This window comes from Elioraea rosea (assembly GCF_007644105.1).
Taxonomy (GTDB): domain Bacteria; phylum Pseudomonadota; class Alphaproteobacteria; order Acetobacterales; family Acetobacteraceae; genus Elioraea_A; species Elioraea_A rosea.
The window spans coordinates 1-15,271 of record NZ_VFAC01000017.1 but is presented as its reverse complement, the minus strand read 5'-3'; the positions used below and the strand labels follow the sequence as shown (position 1 = coordinate 15,271).

The 15,271-nt window shown below is 70.0% G+C and carries 12 protein-coding genes and 1 pseudogene; 8 read left to right on the top strand and 5 right to left on the bottom strand.

The features are described 5' to 3' along the window. The first annotated feature begins 116 nt into the window (after window positions 1–116). The 5 genes from guaB to guaA all read left to right on the top strand — a co-directional run bounded on the left by guaB (window position 117) and on the right by guaA (window position 5,897). The gene (gene guaB / locus FIF60_RS11915) at window positions 117–1,679 is read left to right on the top strand and encodes an IMP dehydrogenase (RefSeq protein WP_144186311.1); all 1,563 of its coding nucleotides are present in this window, start codon (window positions 117–119) and stop codon (window positions 1,677–1,679) included. Between the two features lie 10 nt (window positions 1,680–1,689). Next, window positions 1,690–2,388, top strand: coding sequence for a haloacid dehalogenase type II (locus FIF60_RS11910; RefSeq protein ID WP_204251177.1), 699 nt, complete (start codon window positions 1,690–1,692; stop codon window positions 2,386–2,388). After that, window positions 2,385–3,716, top strand: a complete 1,332-nt coding sequence (locus FIF60_RS11905; protein ID WP_144186309.1) for an RsmB/NOP family class I SAM-dependent RNA methyltransferase — start codon at window positions 2,385–2,387, stop codon at window positions 3,714–3,716. Before FIF60_RS11910 ends, FIF60_RS11905 begins: the two co-directional genes overlap by 4 nt. Next, the gene (locus FIF60_RS11900; protein ID WP_144186308.1) at window positions 3,713–4,288 is read left to right on the top strand and encodes a GNAT family N-acetyltransferase; all 576 of its coding nucleotides are present in this window, start codon (window positions 3,713–3,715) and stop codon (window positions 4,286–4,288) included. Before FIF60_RS11905 ends, FIF60_RS11900 begins: the two co-directional genes overlap by 4 nt. Before the next feature lie 61 nt (window positions 4,289–4,349). Then, window positions 4,350–5,897, top strand: coding sequence for a glutamine-hydrolyzing GMP synthase (gene guaA / locus FIF60_RS11895; RefSeq protein ID WP_144186307.1), 1,548 nt, complete (start codon window positions 4,350–4,352; stop codon window positions 5,895–5,897). A gap of 13 nt (window positions 5,898–5,910) precedes the next feature. On the opposite strand, the gene FIF60_RS11890 is transcribed toward guaA, so the two are convergent. Next, entirely contained in the window at window positions 5,911–6,480 is a 570-nt protein-coding gene (locus FIF60_RS11890) for a TetR/AcrR family transcriptional regulator (RefSeq protein ID WP_144186306.1), read from the bottom strand. A gap of 319 nt (window positions 6,481–6,799) precedes the next feature. Between FIF60_RS11890 and FIF60_RS11885 the strand changes: the two genes are divergently transcribed. Next, on the top strand, window positions 6,800–7,549 hold the full coding sequence (locus FIF60_RS11885; protein ID WP_144186305.1) for an alpha/beta fold hydrolase: 750 nt from the start codon (window positions 6,800–6,802) through the stop codon (window positions 7,547–7,549). 75 nt (window positions 7,550–7,624) lie between these two features. Beyond that, window positions 7,625–8,455, top strand: coding sequence for an alpha/beta fold hydrolase (locus FIF60_RS11880; protein WP_144186304.1), 831 nt, complete (start codon window positions 7,625–7,627; stop codon window positions 8,453–8,455). A 3-nt stretch (window positions 8,456–8,458) separates the two neighbouring features. On the opposite strand, the gene FIF60_RS11875 is transcribed toward FIF60_RS11880, so the two are convergent. Next, complete coding sequence (locus FIF60_RS11875) at window positions 8,459–9,445, bottom strand: serine hydrolase domain-containing protein (protein ID WP_144186303.1); 987 nt, start codon at window positions 9,443–9,445, stop codon at window positions 8,459–8,461. Between the two features lie 113 nt (window positions 9,446–9,558). Between FIF60_RS11875 and FIF60_RS11870 the strand changes: the two genes are divergently transcribed. After that, complete coding sequence (locus FIF60_RS11870; protein ID WP_144186302.1) at window positions 9,559–9,915, top strand: ArsC family reductase; 357 nt, start codon at window positions 9,559–9,561, stop codon at window positions 9,913–9,915. Here FIF60_RS11870 and FIF60_RS11865 read toward each other — a convergent pair. From FIF60_RS11865 to FIF60_RS21590, 3 genes and pseudogenes are all read right to left on the bottom strand, one after another. Next, window positions 9,912–10,901, bottom strand: a complete 990-nt coding sequence (locus FIF60_RS11865; RefSeq protein ID WP_144186301.1) for a glutathione S-transferase family protein — start codon at window positions 10,899–10,901, stop codon at window positions 9,912–9,914. The genes FIF60_RS11870 and FIF60_RS11865 overlap by 4 nt on opposite strands. Window positions 10,902–10,975: 74 nt before the next feature. Beyond that, on the bottom strand, window positions 10,976–14,341 hold the full coding sequence (locus FIF60_RS11860; protein WP_204251176.1) for an error-prone DNA polymerase: 3,366 nt from the start codon (window positions 14,339–14,341) through the stop codon (window positions 10,976–10,978). Between the two features lie 11 nt (window positions 14,342–14,352). Further along, a pseudogene (locus FIF60_RS21590) lies at window positions 14,353–15,271 on the bottom strand (hypothetical protein); the annotation flags it as partial.

Here is a 15,271-nt window from a genome sequence, read left to right as displayed (position 1 = left end):
GCTGGCCCGCGCCGCCGCGGCATGACGTGGGTGTGACCGACGCGGCACGGCGCTTGCGGCAGAGGCGCGCGCGGGTTACGAGACGCCGCCAAGGTTGCGGACGAAAGGCTCCCACCATGGCCCCCGACTCTCCTGGACCCGACACGACGCCCCCGGCCCTGCCGGGCACCGGCGCGACCGCGCGCACGCCCGGCCCGGTGCCCGACCCTGGCCGCGGCCGGATCGAGGAGGCGCTCGCCTTCGACGACATCCTGCTCGTCCCGGCCTACTCGCAGGTCCTGCCGAGCCAGGTTTCGGTCGCCACACGGCTGACGCGGCGCATCGGGCTTACCATCCCACTTCTTTCCGCCGCGATGGACACGGTGACGGAATCGCAGATGGCGATCGCCATGGCCCAGGCTGGCGGCATCGGGGTGATCCACAAGAACCTCGAGCCTGAGGAGCAGGCCGCGCAGGTCCGCCGCGTCAAGAAGTTCGAGAGCGGCATGGTGGTGAACCCCGTCACCATCCACCCCGACCAGACGCTGGCAGACGTGCACGCCCTGATGGCGACGCACCGCATCAGCGGCATTCCCGTGGTCGAGCGTGGCACCGGCCGGCTCGTCGGCATCCTGACCAACCGCGACGTCCGCTTCGCGCAGGACCCTGCGCAGAAGGTCTACGAGCTGATGACGCGCGAGAACCTCGTCACGGTGCGCGAGCACGTGGCGGCGGAGGAGGCGCGGCGGCTTCTGCACAAGCACCGCATCGAGAAGCTTCTCGTCGTCGATGACGCTTATCGCTGCGTCGGCCTCATCACCGTCAAGGACATGGACAAGGCGACGGCCTATCCCACCGCCTGTAAGGACGAGATGGGCAGGCTTCGCGTCGCCGCTGCCACGGGCGTGGGCGAGGACGGGCTTCGCCGCGCCGAGCTCCTGGTCGCCGCCGAGGCGGACGTGATCGTGGTCGACACCGCGCATGGGCATTCGGGGGGCGTCCTGAAAGCGGTCGAGCGCATCAAGCAGCTCTCGAACTCGATCGACGTGATCGCGGGCAATGTCGCCACGCCCGAAGCGGCTGCGGCGCTGATCGAGGCGGGCGCGGATGCGGTGAAGATCGGCATCGGGCCAGGCAGCATCTGCACCACGCGCGTGGTCGCCGGCGTCGGCGTGCCGCAGTTCACCGCGGTGCTCGAGACGGCCGCCGAATGCCGCGCGCGGGGCGTGCCGGCGATCGCCGATGGCGGCGTGCGCACCTCGGGCGACGTGGCCAAGGCGATCGCTGCGGGTGCCGATGCGGTGATGATCGGCAGCCTCTTCGCCGGCACCGACGAGAGCCCGGGCGAGGTGTTCCTCTACCAGGGCCGCTCCTTCAAATCCTATCGCGGCATGGGCTCGATCGGCGCGATGCGGAAGGGCAGCGCCGACCGCTACTTCCAGCAGGACGTCGGCGAGGCCGACAAGCTGGTTCCCGAGGGCATCGAGGGGCGCGTTGCCTACAAGGGACCGGTCGGCGCCGTCCTGCATCAGCTCGTCGGCGGGCTTCGCGCCGGCATGGGCTATGTCGGGGCCGCGACCGTGCCGGACATGCAGGCGAACACGCGCTTCCGCCGCATCACCGGCGCGGGCCTGCGCGAGAGCCACGTGCATGACGTGGCCATTACGCGCGAGGCACCGAACTACCGGCTCGAACAGTGATCGGCATGCCGTGACCACCCCGCCGCGCGTCGTCGTCTTCGACGCCTACGGCACGCTGTTCGACGTCCACGCCGCGATGGCGGGGCACGCACGGAAGCTCGGCGCGGGCTGGGAGAGGGCGAGCGCGCTCTGGCGGCAGAAGCAGCTCGAGTATTCCTGGGTGTGCTCGCTGACCGGCCCCGAGCACTGGCGCGACTTCGAGGCGATCACGCGCGATGCGCTTCTCACCGCGCTGAACTGGGATGGCGGCGCGGATGGCGCGCTCGTCGAGGCGCTGATGGACGCCTATCGGGCGCTGCCGCCGTTCGACGAAGTGCCGGAGATGCTGCAGCGCCTGCGCGAGAACGACATCGCCACAGCGATCCTCTCGAACGGCAGCCGCGCCATGCTCGACGCCGCCGTGAAGTCCGCGCGGCTCGGCCATCTCCTGAACGAGGTGCTGTCCGTCGATGCCGTGCGGGTGTTCAAGCCCGACCCGCGCGTCTACCGCATGGCCGAGGATGCGTTCCACTGCCACGCCTCGGAGATGATGTTCGTCTCCTCCAATGCCTGGGACGCGCAGGCCGCCTGGGCCTACGGGTTCCGCACCGTCTGGGTGAACCGGATCAACCAGCCGACCGAGTTCGCGCTCTCCTCGGTCGCCACGGTGATGGACGATCTCTCCGCCATCCCAAGCCTTGTCCTTGGCGGCGGGCCGGAGGCGACGTGACGCCGCCTGCCCGCGTCCAGGCGGGGATCGACCTGCTCGAGGCGACGGCCGCGGCGCCGCGCGCGCCAGCCGATTCCGTCGCCAACTCCTATTTCCGGGCGCGCCGCTACATCGGCGGTGGCGATCGGCGTGCGATCGCAGACCGGCATTGGGCGATGCTGCGCAACGAGGCGAGGCTCGCCTGGGCGCTCAAGCGCGTCCGCGCACCGATCACGTCGCGCACCCTGATGCTCGCCCAGCTCGTTGCCGAAGGCACGGGCGCGGACGCCATCGCCGGCCTCTTCTCCGGGGCGCAGCACGGGCCCTCGCCGCTCGCCGACGCAGAGCGGCGGGCGCTGCACGCGTTGGCAGAGCTCGGGCGCGACGCTGCGATGCCGGCGGAGGTGCGCTTCGGGGTTCCGTCCTGGCTTCTGCCGCGCCTCGAGGCGCGCTTCGGCGCGGCGCTCGAAGCCGAGATGGCGGCGATGGACGCCCCGGCGCCGACCGATCTTCGCGCCAACCTTCTCAAGTCCACGCGCGAGGAGGCCCGCGCCGCCCTTGCCGCGGAAGGCATCGAGGCCGAGCCGACGCGCTTCTCGCCCTGGGGGCTCAGGCTCGAGGGCCGCAGGCCTGTCACCGCGACGGCTGCGTTCCGCGACGGCATCGTGGAGATCCAGGACGAGGGAAGCCAGCTCATCGCGCTTCTCGTCGATGCGCGGCCTGGCATGCGCGTCGTCGATTATTGCGCCGGTGCTGCGGGCAAGACGCTCGCGCTCGCGGCGACGATGGGAAACCGTGGCCGGCTTGTCGCCTGCGATGTCAGCGCGCAGCGTCTCGATGCTGCCGTGAAACGGTTGCGCCGCGCGGGCGTTGGCAACGTCGAGCGTCGCCTGCTCGGGCCGGGCGAGCGATGGACGAAACGATCCGCCGAGGCGTTCGATCGTGTGCTCGTCGATGCGCCCTGCACCGGAACCGGAACGTGGCGTCGCAACCCCGACGCGCGAACGAGGTTACGCGAGGAGGATCTCTCGGAACTCGTGGCGAAGCAGGCCGCGATCATCGATCGCGCATCACGGTTGGTGAAACCGGGCGGGTTGCTGGTCTATGCTACCTGTTCTTTACTGTCGGAGGAGAATGAGGCGCAGGTGATGGCGTTCTGCGGGCGCAACGGAGGCTTCGGCGTCGTGCCGTTGGAGGAGGCCTGGAAAACGGTCGCTGACGGCGTTCCGCCCTGCGATGGCAACTTCCTGTCGCTGACGCCCGCCCGCCACGGAACCGATGGCTTCTTCGCTGCCGTGCTGCGCCGCAGCAGCGGCGCGCCTCCGCCCGCCGATGGTGGTGCCGCGTGATCGCGATCCGCCGCGCGCGCCCGGGCGACGCTGATGCGATCGGCGAGGCGCATGTGGCGGTGTGGCAGTCGAGCTACGCGGGAATTCTGCCCGAGCGCTACCTGGCCGAGATGTCGTCCTCCCGCCACGCCGCGCAGTGGCGACGGCTGCTCGCCTATCCCGTCGCGGGCCATGCGGTGTTCGTCGCCGTCGCCACCGGCCCGGATTCGCCCGATGGCGAGACCGGCGCGCCCCGGGTGGTGGGCTTCGCCTCCGGCGGGCGCGCGCGCTCTGGCGTGCGCGAGGCAGGCGAGATCGAGACGCTATACCTCCTCGAGGACTGGCGGGAGCGTGGCGTCGGCCGGCGTCTCATGCGGGCGCTCGCTGCCCACCTCAACGCGATCGGCTGCCGCTCGGTCATGCTCTGGGTGCTGAAGGACAACCCCTCGCGCTGGTTCTACCAGCATCTCGGCGGCCGGCCCGTGGCCGAGCAGACCATCCGCTTCGCCGGCGAGCCCGTCATCCAACTCGGCCTTCTGTGGGAGCCCATCACCGTGCTGCTCGCCGCCACCGCGCCGACGGCCGACCAGTAGCGCGACCCTCACCCGCCGCGGTGCGCCTTCCCTTTTCCGCGCGTTTCTGTATCAGTCCGCCATGACGGACCGAATCCTCATCCTCGACTTCGGCAGCCAGGTCACCCAGCTCATCGCCCGCCGCGTGCGCGAGAGCGGTGTCTACTGCGAGATCTGGCCCTTCTCCGCAGACCCCCAGCGCATCGCCGATTTCGCCCCCCGGGCGATCATCCTCTCGGGCGGTCCGGCCTCGGTGACCGAGGGAACTTCCCCCCGCGCGCCGGCCATCGCCTTCGAGCTCGACGTGCCGGTGCTCGGCATCTGCTACGGCCAGCAGACGATGATGGCCCAGCTCGGCGGAGAGGTGCAGGGCTCCGACCATCGGGAGTTCGGCCGCGCCTTCGTCGACGTGACCGACGAATGCGCGCTGACCCAGGGGGTATGGGCCAAGGGCGCGCGCGAGCAGGTATGGATGAGCCACGGCGACAGGGTGACGCGGCTCGCGCCAGGCTTCCGTACGGTCGGCGTCAGCGAGGGCGCGCCCTATGCCGTGACCGCCGACGACACGCGTCGCTTCTACGGAGTCCAGTTCCACCCCGAGGTGGTGCACACGCCGCATGGTGCGCAGCTCCTGCGCAACTTCACCCATGGCATCGCCGGCTGCACCGGCGACTGGACGATGGCCGGGTTCCGCCAGGCCGAGATCGAGAAGATCCGCCGCCAGGTGGGCGAAGGCCGCGTGATCTGTGGGCTCTCCGGCGGCGTCGATTCCTCCGTCGCCGCAGTGCTGATCCACGAGGCGATCGGCGACCAGCTCACCTGCATCTTCGTCGACCATGGTCTGCTGCGCGCGGGCGAGGCCGAGCAGGTGGCCGAGACGTTCCGTGACCGGTTCAACATCAGGCTCGTCCACCGCGACGCCTCCGATCTCTTTCTCGGCCAGCTCGCCGGCGTGACCGACCCTGAGGCGAAGCGGAAGACGATCGGGCGCCTCTTCGTCGAGGTGTTCGAGGAGGAGGCGGCGAAGATCGGCGGCGCCGATTTCCTCGCGCAGGGCACGCTCTACCCCGACGTGATCGAGAGCGTGAGCTTCACGGGTGGGCCGAGCGTGACGATCAAGAGCCACCACAATGTCGGTGGGTTGCCGCAACGGATGCGCATGGGCCTCGTCGAGCCCCTGCGCGAGCTGTTCAAGGACGAGGTGCGCGCGCTCGGCCGCGAGCTCGGAATCCCTGACGCGATCGTCGGCCGCCACCCGTTCCCGGGGCCGGGCCTTGCCATCCGCATCCCCGGCGAGGTGACGGCGGAGAAGGTGAGACTCCTGCAGAAGGCGGATGCGATCTTCCTCGAGGAGATCCGCGCAGCCGGTCTCTACGACGCGATCTGGCAGGCTTTCGCCGTGCTTCTGCCCGTGCGCACCGTCGGCGTGATGGGCGATGGCCGGACCTACGACCAGGCCTGCGCGCTGCGCGCGGTGACGAGCACCGACGGCATGACGGCGGATGTCTATCCGTTCGACATGGCGTTCCTGATGCGTGTGGCGAACCGCATCGTGAACGAGGTGCGCGGCATCAACCGCGTGACCTACGACATCACCTCCAAGCCCCCCGGCACGATCGAGTGGGAGTGAGGGGAGGGCCGACCTAGGCGCCGAGCAGATGTTTCGCCGTAGCAGCGATCAGGTCCTCGACGAGGTCCTTGTCGGCAATCGCCTTTGCCAGAGTCGCTGCCCCGACAAGGCCGGCATAGACGGCCAACGCGCGGCTTCGCCTCACGCCGGGTAGCTCGTCGGGGAACAGACTCTCGAGCAGTTCGAGCTGCAGCGGCAGGGCCGTCGCGGCCGCAACGCGGACGTCGTCCTCGGCGCGCGCGAGGTCGGATCCCAACGCGGCGAAGGCGCAGCCGACATCGCCTTCGCTCGTGTGATCGAAGGCAAGGTAGCCGTCGATGATCGCCGGGAGCGGCGTCTTCGGGTTCGCGGCGACGACGGCGCGCCAGTCCTCGGCCGCCTTCGCGATCATCGAGGCTATGGCTTCCGCCTCGATCTGACGTTTCGTTTCGAAGTGGCTGTAAAACGCGCCATGGGTGAGCCCCGCATCGCGCGCGATGTCGCTCACGGTCACGCTCGCGAAACCGTGCTGGCGGAAGAGCCGCCGCGCGGCGAGAACCAGGGCCCGCCTGTTCTCGGCCGATTGCTCACGACTAACCTTCATCGGAACGTCCGTTGACCGTAATTATTATGAATGTAATCAATAGCACTGCGGGCGCCCAGCGGCAACGAACCGTGCGCCGTTCGAGGCTTGGAGATCCGCGAGCCGCAGTGGGGCGGGCGCGGATGCGGTAGGATTGGAGGTTGGTGCCACCGTGGAATGCTCCGCTCAGCCAGCATACGCGCCCCGCTCCGATCCGGCGGGCGCCCGCGCCAGCTCATCACCGTACCGGTGCGCCCTCGCACCGACCAGGGGCGTGGAGGCCGGTGGCGTCCGCTACGCCTATCGGTCCCTGGGTGCCGAGCGCGGAGTGCCTCTTGTCATGGTGAACCGCTTCCGCGGCAGCCTGGATCATTGGGATCCTGCCTTCCTCGACCGTATCGCTGACAAGCGGCATGTCGTCATCTTCGACAATGCGGGCGTAGCCCGGTCCTCCGGCGAGGCATCGTTGCGACTGTCGGGATGGGCCGACAGCGCGGCGACGTTCATCCGCGCGCTCGGCCACGACCAGGTCGACCTGCTTGGCTTCTCGTTCGGCGGGCTCGTCTCGCAGGAACTCACTCTGCGGCATCCAGCTCTTGTCCGCCGCCTGGTGATCGTCGGCAGCGGCGCGGGCCATGTCCAAGGCGCCCCGCTGCAGAGGAAGGCGATCGAGATCGCCACCAAGCCATTCAATTCCGATGCGGACTTCCTGTACCTGTTCTTCAAGGACACGCCGACGAGCCAAGCCGCGGGGCGCGCGCACCTCGCACGCCTGCAGCAACGCGCCGATGCATTCGCTGCGGAGGTGAGCGAAGCGGCTTGGAAGGCGATGCTGTCGGCAGGCAGCGATGTCGGAACACCGGAGACATCCCTGCTCACTCGCGTCGGCGCGATCACGCAGCCCGTGCTTGTCGCGAACGGCAATGACGATGTGATGATCCCCACGTTCCAGTCCTATGCGCTCGCGCAGGCACTGCCGAACGCACGCCTGGTCATCTACCCCGATTCCGGCCACGCCTTCATGTTCCAGTACCCCACGACCTTTGGCGACGAGGTCGTCCGCTTCCTCGAGGCGGATGCGAAATCCTGAACGCCGGTCCGGCAGCGCCGGTCGCTCCCGATCCCTTCCCGTCGTCTCCCCCCAAGCCACAAGCGAGCAAATGCCATGCCTGCGATCACGACCAAGGACGGCACGTCGATCTACTACAAGGACTGGGGCGCGAAGGACGCGCAGCCGGTGGTCTTCCACCATGGATGGCCGCTCAGCGCCGATGACTGGGACGCCCAGATGCTCTTCTTCCTGCATAAGGGGTTCCGCGTCATCGCCCATGATCGCCGCGGCCATGGGCGCTCCACCCAGACCGCGCACGGCAACGAGATGGACACCTATGCCGACGACATCGCGGAGCTCGCGGCATCGCTCGATCTCCGAAACGCCGTGCATGTCGGCCATTCCACCGGAGGCGGCGAGGTGGCCCGGTATTTCGGGCGACACGGGACGTCTCGCGCCGCGAAGGCTGTACTCATCGGTGCGGTGCCGCCCATCATGGTGAAGTCGGAGGCCAATCCGGGCGGCATCCCTATCGAGACCTTCGATACCTTCCGCGCTGCCGTCGCGGCCAATCGCGCGCAGTTCTACGTCGATGTCCCGTCAGGACCGTTCTACGGCTTCAACAGGCCGGGGGCGCAGCCATCGCAGGGCATCATCGACAACTGGTGGCGCCAAGGGATGATGGGCGGGATCAAGCCCCAGTACGACTGCATCAAGGCGTTCTCGGAGACGGACTTCACCGACGACCTGAAGCGGATCGACATCCCGGTCCTCGTGCTTCACGGCGATGACGACCAGATCGTGCCCTTCGCCGATTCCGCGCCGCTTTCCGCGAAGCTGCTGCCCAGAGGAACGCTCAAGGTCTACGAGGGCTTGTCGCATGGCGTCTGCACGACCCACCCCGATCTTGTGAACGGAGATCTCCTGGCGTTTATCAGGAGTTGAGGTTCACGCCAGCGCCAGGATCGGCCCGTCGAGGAGGTCCATCAGCTCGCCGAAATAGCCGGCCGAGCGGGCGGGGCCTGACATGTCGGAGGTGATGGCCACCGCAAGCCGACGCTCGGGGTTCGCCGCGATCACCTGCCCGCCCCAGCCGCGCGCGATGATGTAGCCCGAGGGGCTGAGGAACCACCCATAGCCGTAGTCGAGCCCGGAGAAGGGCGAGCGCGTGCGCGGCTCGAGCGAGGCGCGCATCCACGCAGGCGCGATCACCTGCGTTCCCTCGTAGCGCCCGCCGTCACGCATCATCACCGCGACGCGCAGCATCGCGCGCGGCGTCAGCGCCATCTCGTTGCCGCCGAGAAAGAAACCCTGCGGGTCGCGCGTCCAGGCTGGAACCTCGAAGCCGAGCGGATCGCCGAGCCTGTGCCGCGCGAGCGTGAGCAGGCTCGCCCCCGTCGCCCGCGCCAGCGCAGCGCCGAGCACATGCGTCGTTCCCGTGGAATAGATCATCCGGGCTCCCGGCCGGTCGATCATCGGGCGGGTGAGCGCATAGGCAACCCAGTTCGGCGCGCTCACCCATGCTCCGTAGTTCCGCCCGGACGTGCCTTCGAGGCCGGCGCGCATCGTCACCAGGTCCTCGATCGTGATGTCGGCGACGCCCGCCGGGGCGCCTGGCGGGATGAGCCGCGGCGCGACGTCCCCGAGACGCGCGCCGACGCTTGCGATCTCGCCGCGCTCGACGGCGGTGCCGAGCAGGAGGGCGAGGATGCTCTTCGAGCAGGACTTGATGTTGGCCGGCCGGTCGGGGCCCGGGCCGCGCGGCGAGGCCGCGACCAGCAGCTCGTCTTCGCGCTGGACCAGAAGCGTGTGGAGGCGGCCCTGGCCTTCGACTGCGCGGCGGAGGTCATCGGCAGGCGCGGCCGAGGCCTGGCGCGCAGGCGGCACCGCCATCGCGGCGAGAACGGCGGCGGAGAACAGGCGTCGTGACGGCATGCGGGGTTGAGCTCCGGTCTCGGTCGGCGGCATCGTGGCAAAGGCGTAGGCCGCGCCGTGCATCACGTTGCGCGGAGCCTTCGCCGCCACCTTTCGCAGGAGCGTGATCAGGCATGGCCACCGGTATCGTCGTCCACGGCATCAGGAATTGCGACACGATGAAGAAGGCGCGCGCCTGGCTCGACGCGCAGGGCATCGAGTACGCCTTCCATGACTACAAGAGCGCGGGGATCGACCGCGCGACGCTCACGGCCTGGGCACGGAAGGTCGGCTGGGAGGCGCTGCTGAACCGCGCGGGCACGACGTTCCGCAAGCTTCCCGAGGCTGACCGGGAGGGGCTCGATGAGCCGCGCGCCATCGCTCTGATGCTCGCGCAGCCTTCCGCGATCAGGCGGCCTGTGCTGACGATGGGCGATGCCATTCTCGTCGGCTTCGACCCCGGCCGGTATGCGGCCACGCTCAAGGCCTAGGCCCGGGCGCCGAGCCGCACCCGCCCGTGCGGGGTGGTGAAGTCGATCGTGGGGCCGGCCGGCACGATGCCTGTCGGGTTGATGCTTCGATGGCTCTCGTAATAGTGCCGCTTCACGTGCTCGAGGTTGACCGTGCCGGCGATGCCAGGCTGCGCGTAGAGGTCGCGCACATAGGCTGACAGATGCGGATAGTCCGCGATGCGGCGGAGGTTGCACTTGAAGTGGCCGACATAGACGGCATCGAAGCGAAGCAGCGTCGGCAAAAGCCGCCAGTCTGCTTCCGTGATCGTGTCGCCTGTCAGGTATCGCCGTGTCGCGAGCCGGTCGTCGAGCCAGTCGAGCGTTGCGAACAGAGGCGCGATCGCCTCGTCGTAGGCCGCCTGCGTCGTGGCGAATCCGGCCTTGTAGACGCCGTTGTTCACCGTCTCGTAGATGCGCGCGTTCAGCGCATCGATCTCCTCGCGCAACGGCTCCGGGTAGTAGTCGCCCGGCTGCGCGCCGCATCCGTCGAAGGCGGAGTTCAGCATGCGGATGATCTCGGAGGATTCGTTGGAGACGATCGTGCCGCGCGCCTTGTCCCACAGCACCGGCACGGTGGCGCGGCCGGTGTAGTTCGGGTCGGCCTTCGTGTAGACCTCGTGGAGCGCACGCGCGCCGTTCACCGTGTCGGGCACGACGCCGGGGCCGTCATCGAAGGTCCAGCCATTCTCCGCCATAAGCCAGTGGACGACGGAGACGCTGATCGCCCCCTCGAGCCCCTTTATGGCGCGGTAGATCAGCGTCCTGTGCGCCCAGGGGCAGGCATAGGCGACGTAGAGGTGGTATCGGCCCGGCTCGGCGCGGAATCCGCCCTCTCCGGTCGGGCCCGGCGCGCCGTCGGGCGTGATCCAGTTTCGGAAGGCGGACTTGGCGCGCACGAAGCGCCCCTCCTTCGCATCCGGCAACGCATTCCGCTCGCTCCAGCGGCCATCGACAAGCAGTCCCATCCCGCACCTCGTGCCTGCTTCTTTTCTCGCAGGCAGATGGGGGCGGGGAGCGGCCCTGGCCAGGGCCCGGGCCATCAGTGAAAATCGCGCGACCGGGGCAGGATGCGGACGTTGCGTGGGTGTGACGATTGCCCGCGCGGATGCTGCGGGTGAAGGAACTCGTCCGCGCGGGAAAGCTCCACCGCCGTCTCGTGCGTCTCCGACAGGCGCCCGAGCATCTCCGTCCGGTCGGTCACGCGCGCGGCCATCAGGTGCACCACCCCCTCGGGGCTCTTCTGCACCTCGCCTTCCACGAGGAGGAGCCGCGCGGCCATCACCGCGCGGCGATAGCGCTCGAACAGCCTTGCCCAGAGAACGACGTTGGTCACCCCCGTCTCGTCCTCGAGGGTGATGAAGATCGCGTTGCCCTTGCCCGGCCTCTGGCGCACGAGCACCACGCCTGCCGTGCGCGCCGTCGCCCCGTTCGCGCGCGCGGAGGTCTCGGCGCAGGTGAGCACGCGCTCTGCCCGGAAGTGTGGGCGGAGGATCTGCATCGGGTGGCCCTTCAGCGACAGCCGCGTCGTCTGGTAGTCGGCCGCGACGTGCTCGCCGAGCAGCATCTCGGGCAGCTCCGCCGCCGGCTCCTCGCCGAGCTCGCGCGCCTCGGCCGCGGCGAAGAGCGGCAGGGGCGCATCGTCCGGCAGGCGGCGGACGGCCCAGAGCGCCTCGCGCCGCCCGAGCCCGAGCGAGCGCATCGCATCGGCATCGGCAAGCCGCCGCAGCGTGCGTGCGGGAAGCCGCGTCCTCCGCGCCAGGGCCTCGACGCTGTCATAGTCCGCCCGGCGTGCCGAGACGATCGCCCCGCCCGCCTCCTCGCCGATGCCGTCGATCAGCCGGAAGCCGAGCCGCAGCGCGAGCGCGCCGTCATCGCCCCGCTCGAGCGTGCAGTCATGCAGGCTGCGGTTCACGTCGACCCCGCGCACCGCGACGCCGTGCTCGCGCGCATCGCGCACGATCTGCGCCGGCGCGTAGAAGCCCATCGGCTGCGAATTGAGCAGCGCGCAGGCGAACACCGCCGGGTGGTGGCATTTGATCCAGGAGGAGATGTAGACGAGCTTGGCGAAGGAGGCGGCGTGGCTCTCGGGAAACCCGTAGGAACCGAAGCCCTTGATCTGCTCGAAGCAGCGTTCGGCGAAGCCGCGCTCATAGCCACGCGCCACCATGCGCTCGACCATCATCGCCTCGAACCGCCCGATCGTGCCGACATGTCGGAACGTCGCCATCGCCTTGCGGAGCTGGTTCGCCTCCGTGTCGGTGAACCTGGCAGCGACCATGGCGAGCTTCATCGCCTGCTCCTGGAACAGCGGCACGCCCTTGGTCTTGTGCAGCACCTGCAGGAGCTCGTCCGGCGGCCCATGCTCCGGCGCGGGCGAGGGGAAGCTCACCTCCTCGAGCCCCGCGCGACGCTTCAGGTAGGGATGCACCATGTCGCCCTGGATGGGGCCTGGCCGGACGATCGCGACCTGGATGACGAGGTCGTAGAGCTCGCGGGGCTTCAGCCGCGGCAGCATGTTCATCTGCGCGCGGCTCTCCACCTGGAACACGCCGAGCGAGTCCGCCCGGCACAGCATGTCGTAGACGGCCGGGTCCTCGCGGGGCACCTCGTGCAGCGCGAGGTCGCCGAGCCCATGCGCCCGCATCAGGTCGAAGCTCTTGCGGATGCAGGTGAGCATGCCGAGCGCGAGAACGTCGACTTTCATCAGCCCGAGCGCGTCGATGTCGTCCTTGTCCCACTCGATGAAGGTGCGGTCGGCCATCGCGGCATTGCCCACCGGCACGAGCTCGTCGAGCCGCCCCCGCGCGAGGACGAAGCCGCCGACATGCTGGGAGAGGTGCCGCGGAAAGCCGAGCAGCCTGCGTGCGAGGCCGAGCGCCCGGCGGATCAGCGGGTTCGCGGGGTCGAGCCCTGCGTCGCGCACATGCGCGTCCTGGATGTCGCTTCCCCAGCTTCCCCACTGCGTCGAGGCGAGGCGCGCGGTGACGTCCTCCGTCAGGCCCAGCGCCTTGCCCACCTCGCGCATCGCGCTGCGCGGGCGGTAGGAGATCACCGTCGCGGCGATGCCCGCGCGCGCGCGGCCGTATTTCGCGTAGATGTGCTGGATGATCTCCTCGCGCCGCTCATGCTCGAAATCGACGTCGATGTCGGGCGGCTCGCGGCGCTCCTCCGAGATGAAGCGGGCGAAGAGGAGGTCATTCTCGGCGGGGTCGACGGCGGTGATGCCGAGCACGTAACACACAGCCGAATTGGCGGCCGAGCCGCGGCCCTGGCAAAGGATGCCCTTGTCCTCGGCGACGCGGACGATGTCGAGGATGGTGAGGAAGTAGCGTGCGTAGTCGAGCTTGCGAATGAGCGCGAGTTCCTCGCCGAGCTGCCTCTCCACCTTCTCAGGAATGCCCTGCGGGTAGCGCATCGCGGCAGACCGCCAGGTGACCTCGGCGAGCCAGTCATCGGCGTCCCAGCCAGGCGGCACGGGCTCGTCCGGGTAATCGTAGCGGAGTTCTGAGAGCGAGAAGCCGATGCGGGACAGCAACGCCTCCGTCTCGGCGATCGCCTCCGGCGCGTCGCGGAACAGCCGCGCCATCTCCGCCGGCGGCTTCAGGTGACGCTCGGCATTCGCTTCGAGGAGCCGCCCCGCGCGGTCGATCGTCACGCGCTCGCGGATGCAGCTGAGCACGTCCTGCAGGTCGCGCGCCTCGGGCTCGTCGTAGAGCGCGTCGTTCGTTGCCAGGAGCGGCACGCCCGCCGCGCCGGCAGCCGCCTTCAGCCGTGCGAGGCGGCGGCGGTCATCGCCGCGCCGGTGCATCGCAGCACCCAGCCAGACCGCGCCGGGTGCCGCCTCGCCGAGCCGGCCGAGCACGGTTCCGAGCGCCTCGAGCCTGCGCGGCGGCACGACGATCAGCAGAAGCCCCTCTGCAGAGGCGAGCAGGTCCTCGAGATGGAGGATGCAGTCGCCCTTCCTCGCCCGCCTGTTGCCGAGGCTGAGCAGGCGGCAGAGTCGCCCCCAGGCCGCCCGGTCGGACGGGTAGGCGACGATGTCGGGCGTGCCGTCGGCGAAGGCGAGGCGCGCGCCGACGGCGAGGCGGAACGTGCGCGCCCGTTCCTTCAGCGCCGTGCGCGTGATGGGCAGCGACGCGGCGAGCGGGTGGGCGACGAATGCGACTTCGCCGGGGCCTGAGCCTTCGCGCAGCCGCTCGGGCGGCGGCGTGCCGTCCTCCCTCAGGTCCTCGAGCGCGCTGTGGGCGCGCACCACGCCGGCGACGGTGTTGCGGTCGGCGATGCCGAGGCCGCTCATGCCGAGCAGGAGCGCGCGCAGCACCATGTCCTGCGGATGCGCAGCCCCGCGCAGGAAGGAGAAGTTCGTCGCCGCGACGAGCTCGGCATAGGGCGGGCCAGGTTTCATGCAAAGCCGGCTCATGCGAAGAGGCCGTGCAGGTACCAGCGCGGCGCTTCCGCCTCGTCCTCGTGCAACCCGGCGCGGAACAGCCAGAAGCGCCGTCCCTTGCGGTCCTCCACCCTGTAGTAGTCGCGCGTCGTGCCCGGCCCGTCGCGCCACCATTCCGCGGCGATGCGCTCCGGCCCCTCGGCCCGCGTCACGTCATGCACGACGCGGCGCCAGCGGAAGCGGATCGGCGGGCCGTCGGGCACCTCCGCGAGCGTCTCGATCGGCTGCGGCGGGTGGAACAGGCGCAGCGGCCGCAAGGGGGGCTCGCCCGGGTCGGGAACCTGCCAGGCGGCGGCGGGCTCGGGCGCTTCCGTTGCCGGGGCGAGGCGGGCGCCGCGCACGGGGTCATGCGTGTCGGCGGCGACGAAGCGCAGCACGCGCCGCGATCCGAGCCGCGCGACCAGCCTGTCGAGCAGGTCTGTCACCTCGTCCTCCTCCACCGCGCGGCCGTCGAGGCCGGGCTGGGCGGGGGCAAGGTCTTCCGTGCGCGGAACGGAGAGGCGGATCAGGTCGAAGCCGAAGCCCGGGTCGATCGGTTCGGCAAGCGCCTCGATCGCCTCGCGGAACAGGCGCCACAGCGCCGCGGGGTTCCGCGAGGAGCGGGCGGTCGTCACCGCGAGGCGCCGCACCGCGCCGTCGGTCCGGAACAGGCTCGCCTCGAACACCCGGCCGCCCTGGCCGCGCTCCTCGAGCAGCACCGCGACGCGCGCGACCAGGCGCTGGAGGCTCGCCTCCACGTCCTGCAGGCGCGCGATCGGCTCGGCGAAGGGGTGCTCGACGAGGCAGGCGGGAAGCGGGCGGTGCGGCGTGATGCGCCGGTCCTCGCGGCCGAGGAGGCGGGCGAGGCGGCGCGGCATCGCCTCGCCGAACCGCGCGGCGAGCGAGGCG

Coding starts and splice junctions, on each gene's coding strand:
- guaB (WP_144186311.1), top strand. CDS start 117: ATGGCCCCCGACTCTCCTGGACCCGACACGACGCCCCCGGCCCTGCCG.
- FIF60_RS11885 (WP_144186305.1), top strand. CDS start 6,800: ATGGTGAACCGCTTCCGCGGCAGCCTGGATCATTGGGATCCTGCCTTC.
- FIF60_RS11880 (WP_144186304.1), top strand. CDS start 7,625: ATGCCTGCGATCACGACCAAGGACGGCACGTCGATCTACTACAAGGAC.
- FIF60_RS11870 (WP_144186302.1), top strand. CDS start 9,559: ATGGCCACCGGTATCGTCGTCCACGGCATCAGGAATTGCGACACGATG.
- FIF60_RS11890 (WP_144186306.1), bottom strand. CDS start 6,480: ATGAAGGTTAGTCGTGAGCAATCGGCCGAGAACAGGCGGGCCCTGGTT.
- guaA (WP_144186307.1), top strand. CDS start 4,350: ATGACGGACCGAATCCTCATCCTCGACTTCGGCAGCCAGGTCACCCAG.
- FIF60_RS11875 (WP_144186303.1), bottom strand. CDS start 9,445: ATGCCGTCACGACGCCTGTTCTCCGCCGCCGTTCTCGCCGCGATGGCG.
- FIF60_RS11865 (WP_144186301.1), bottom strand. CDS start 10,901: ATGGGACTGCTTGTCGATGGCCGCTGGAGCGAGCGGAATGCGTTGCCG.
- FIF60_RS11860 (WP_204251176.1), bottom strand. CDS start 14,341: ATGAAACCTGGCCCGCCCTATGCCGAGCTCGTCGCGGCGACGAACTTC.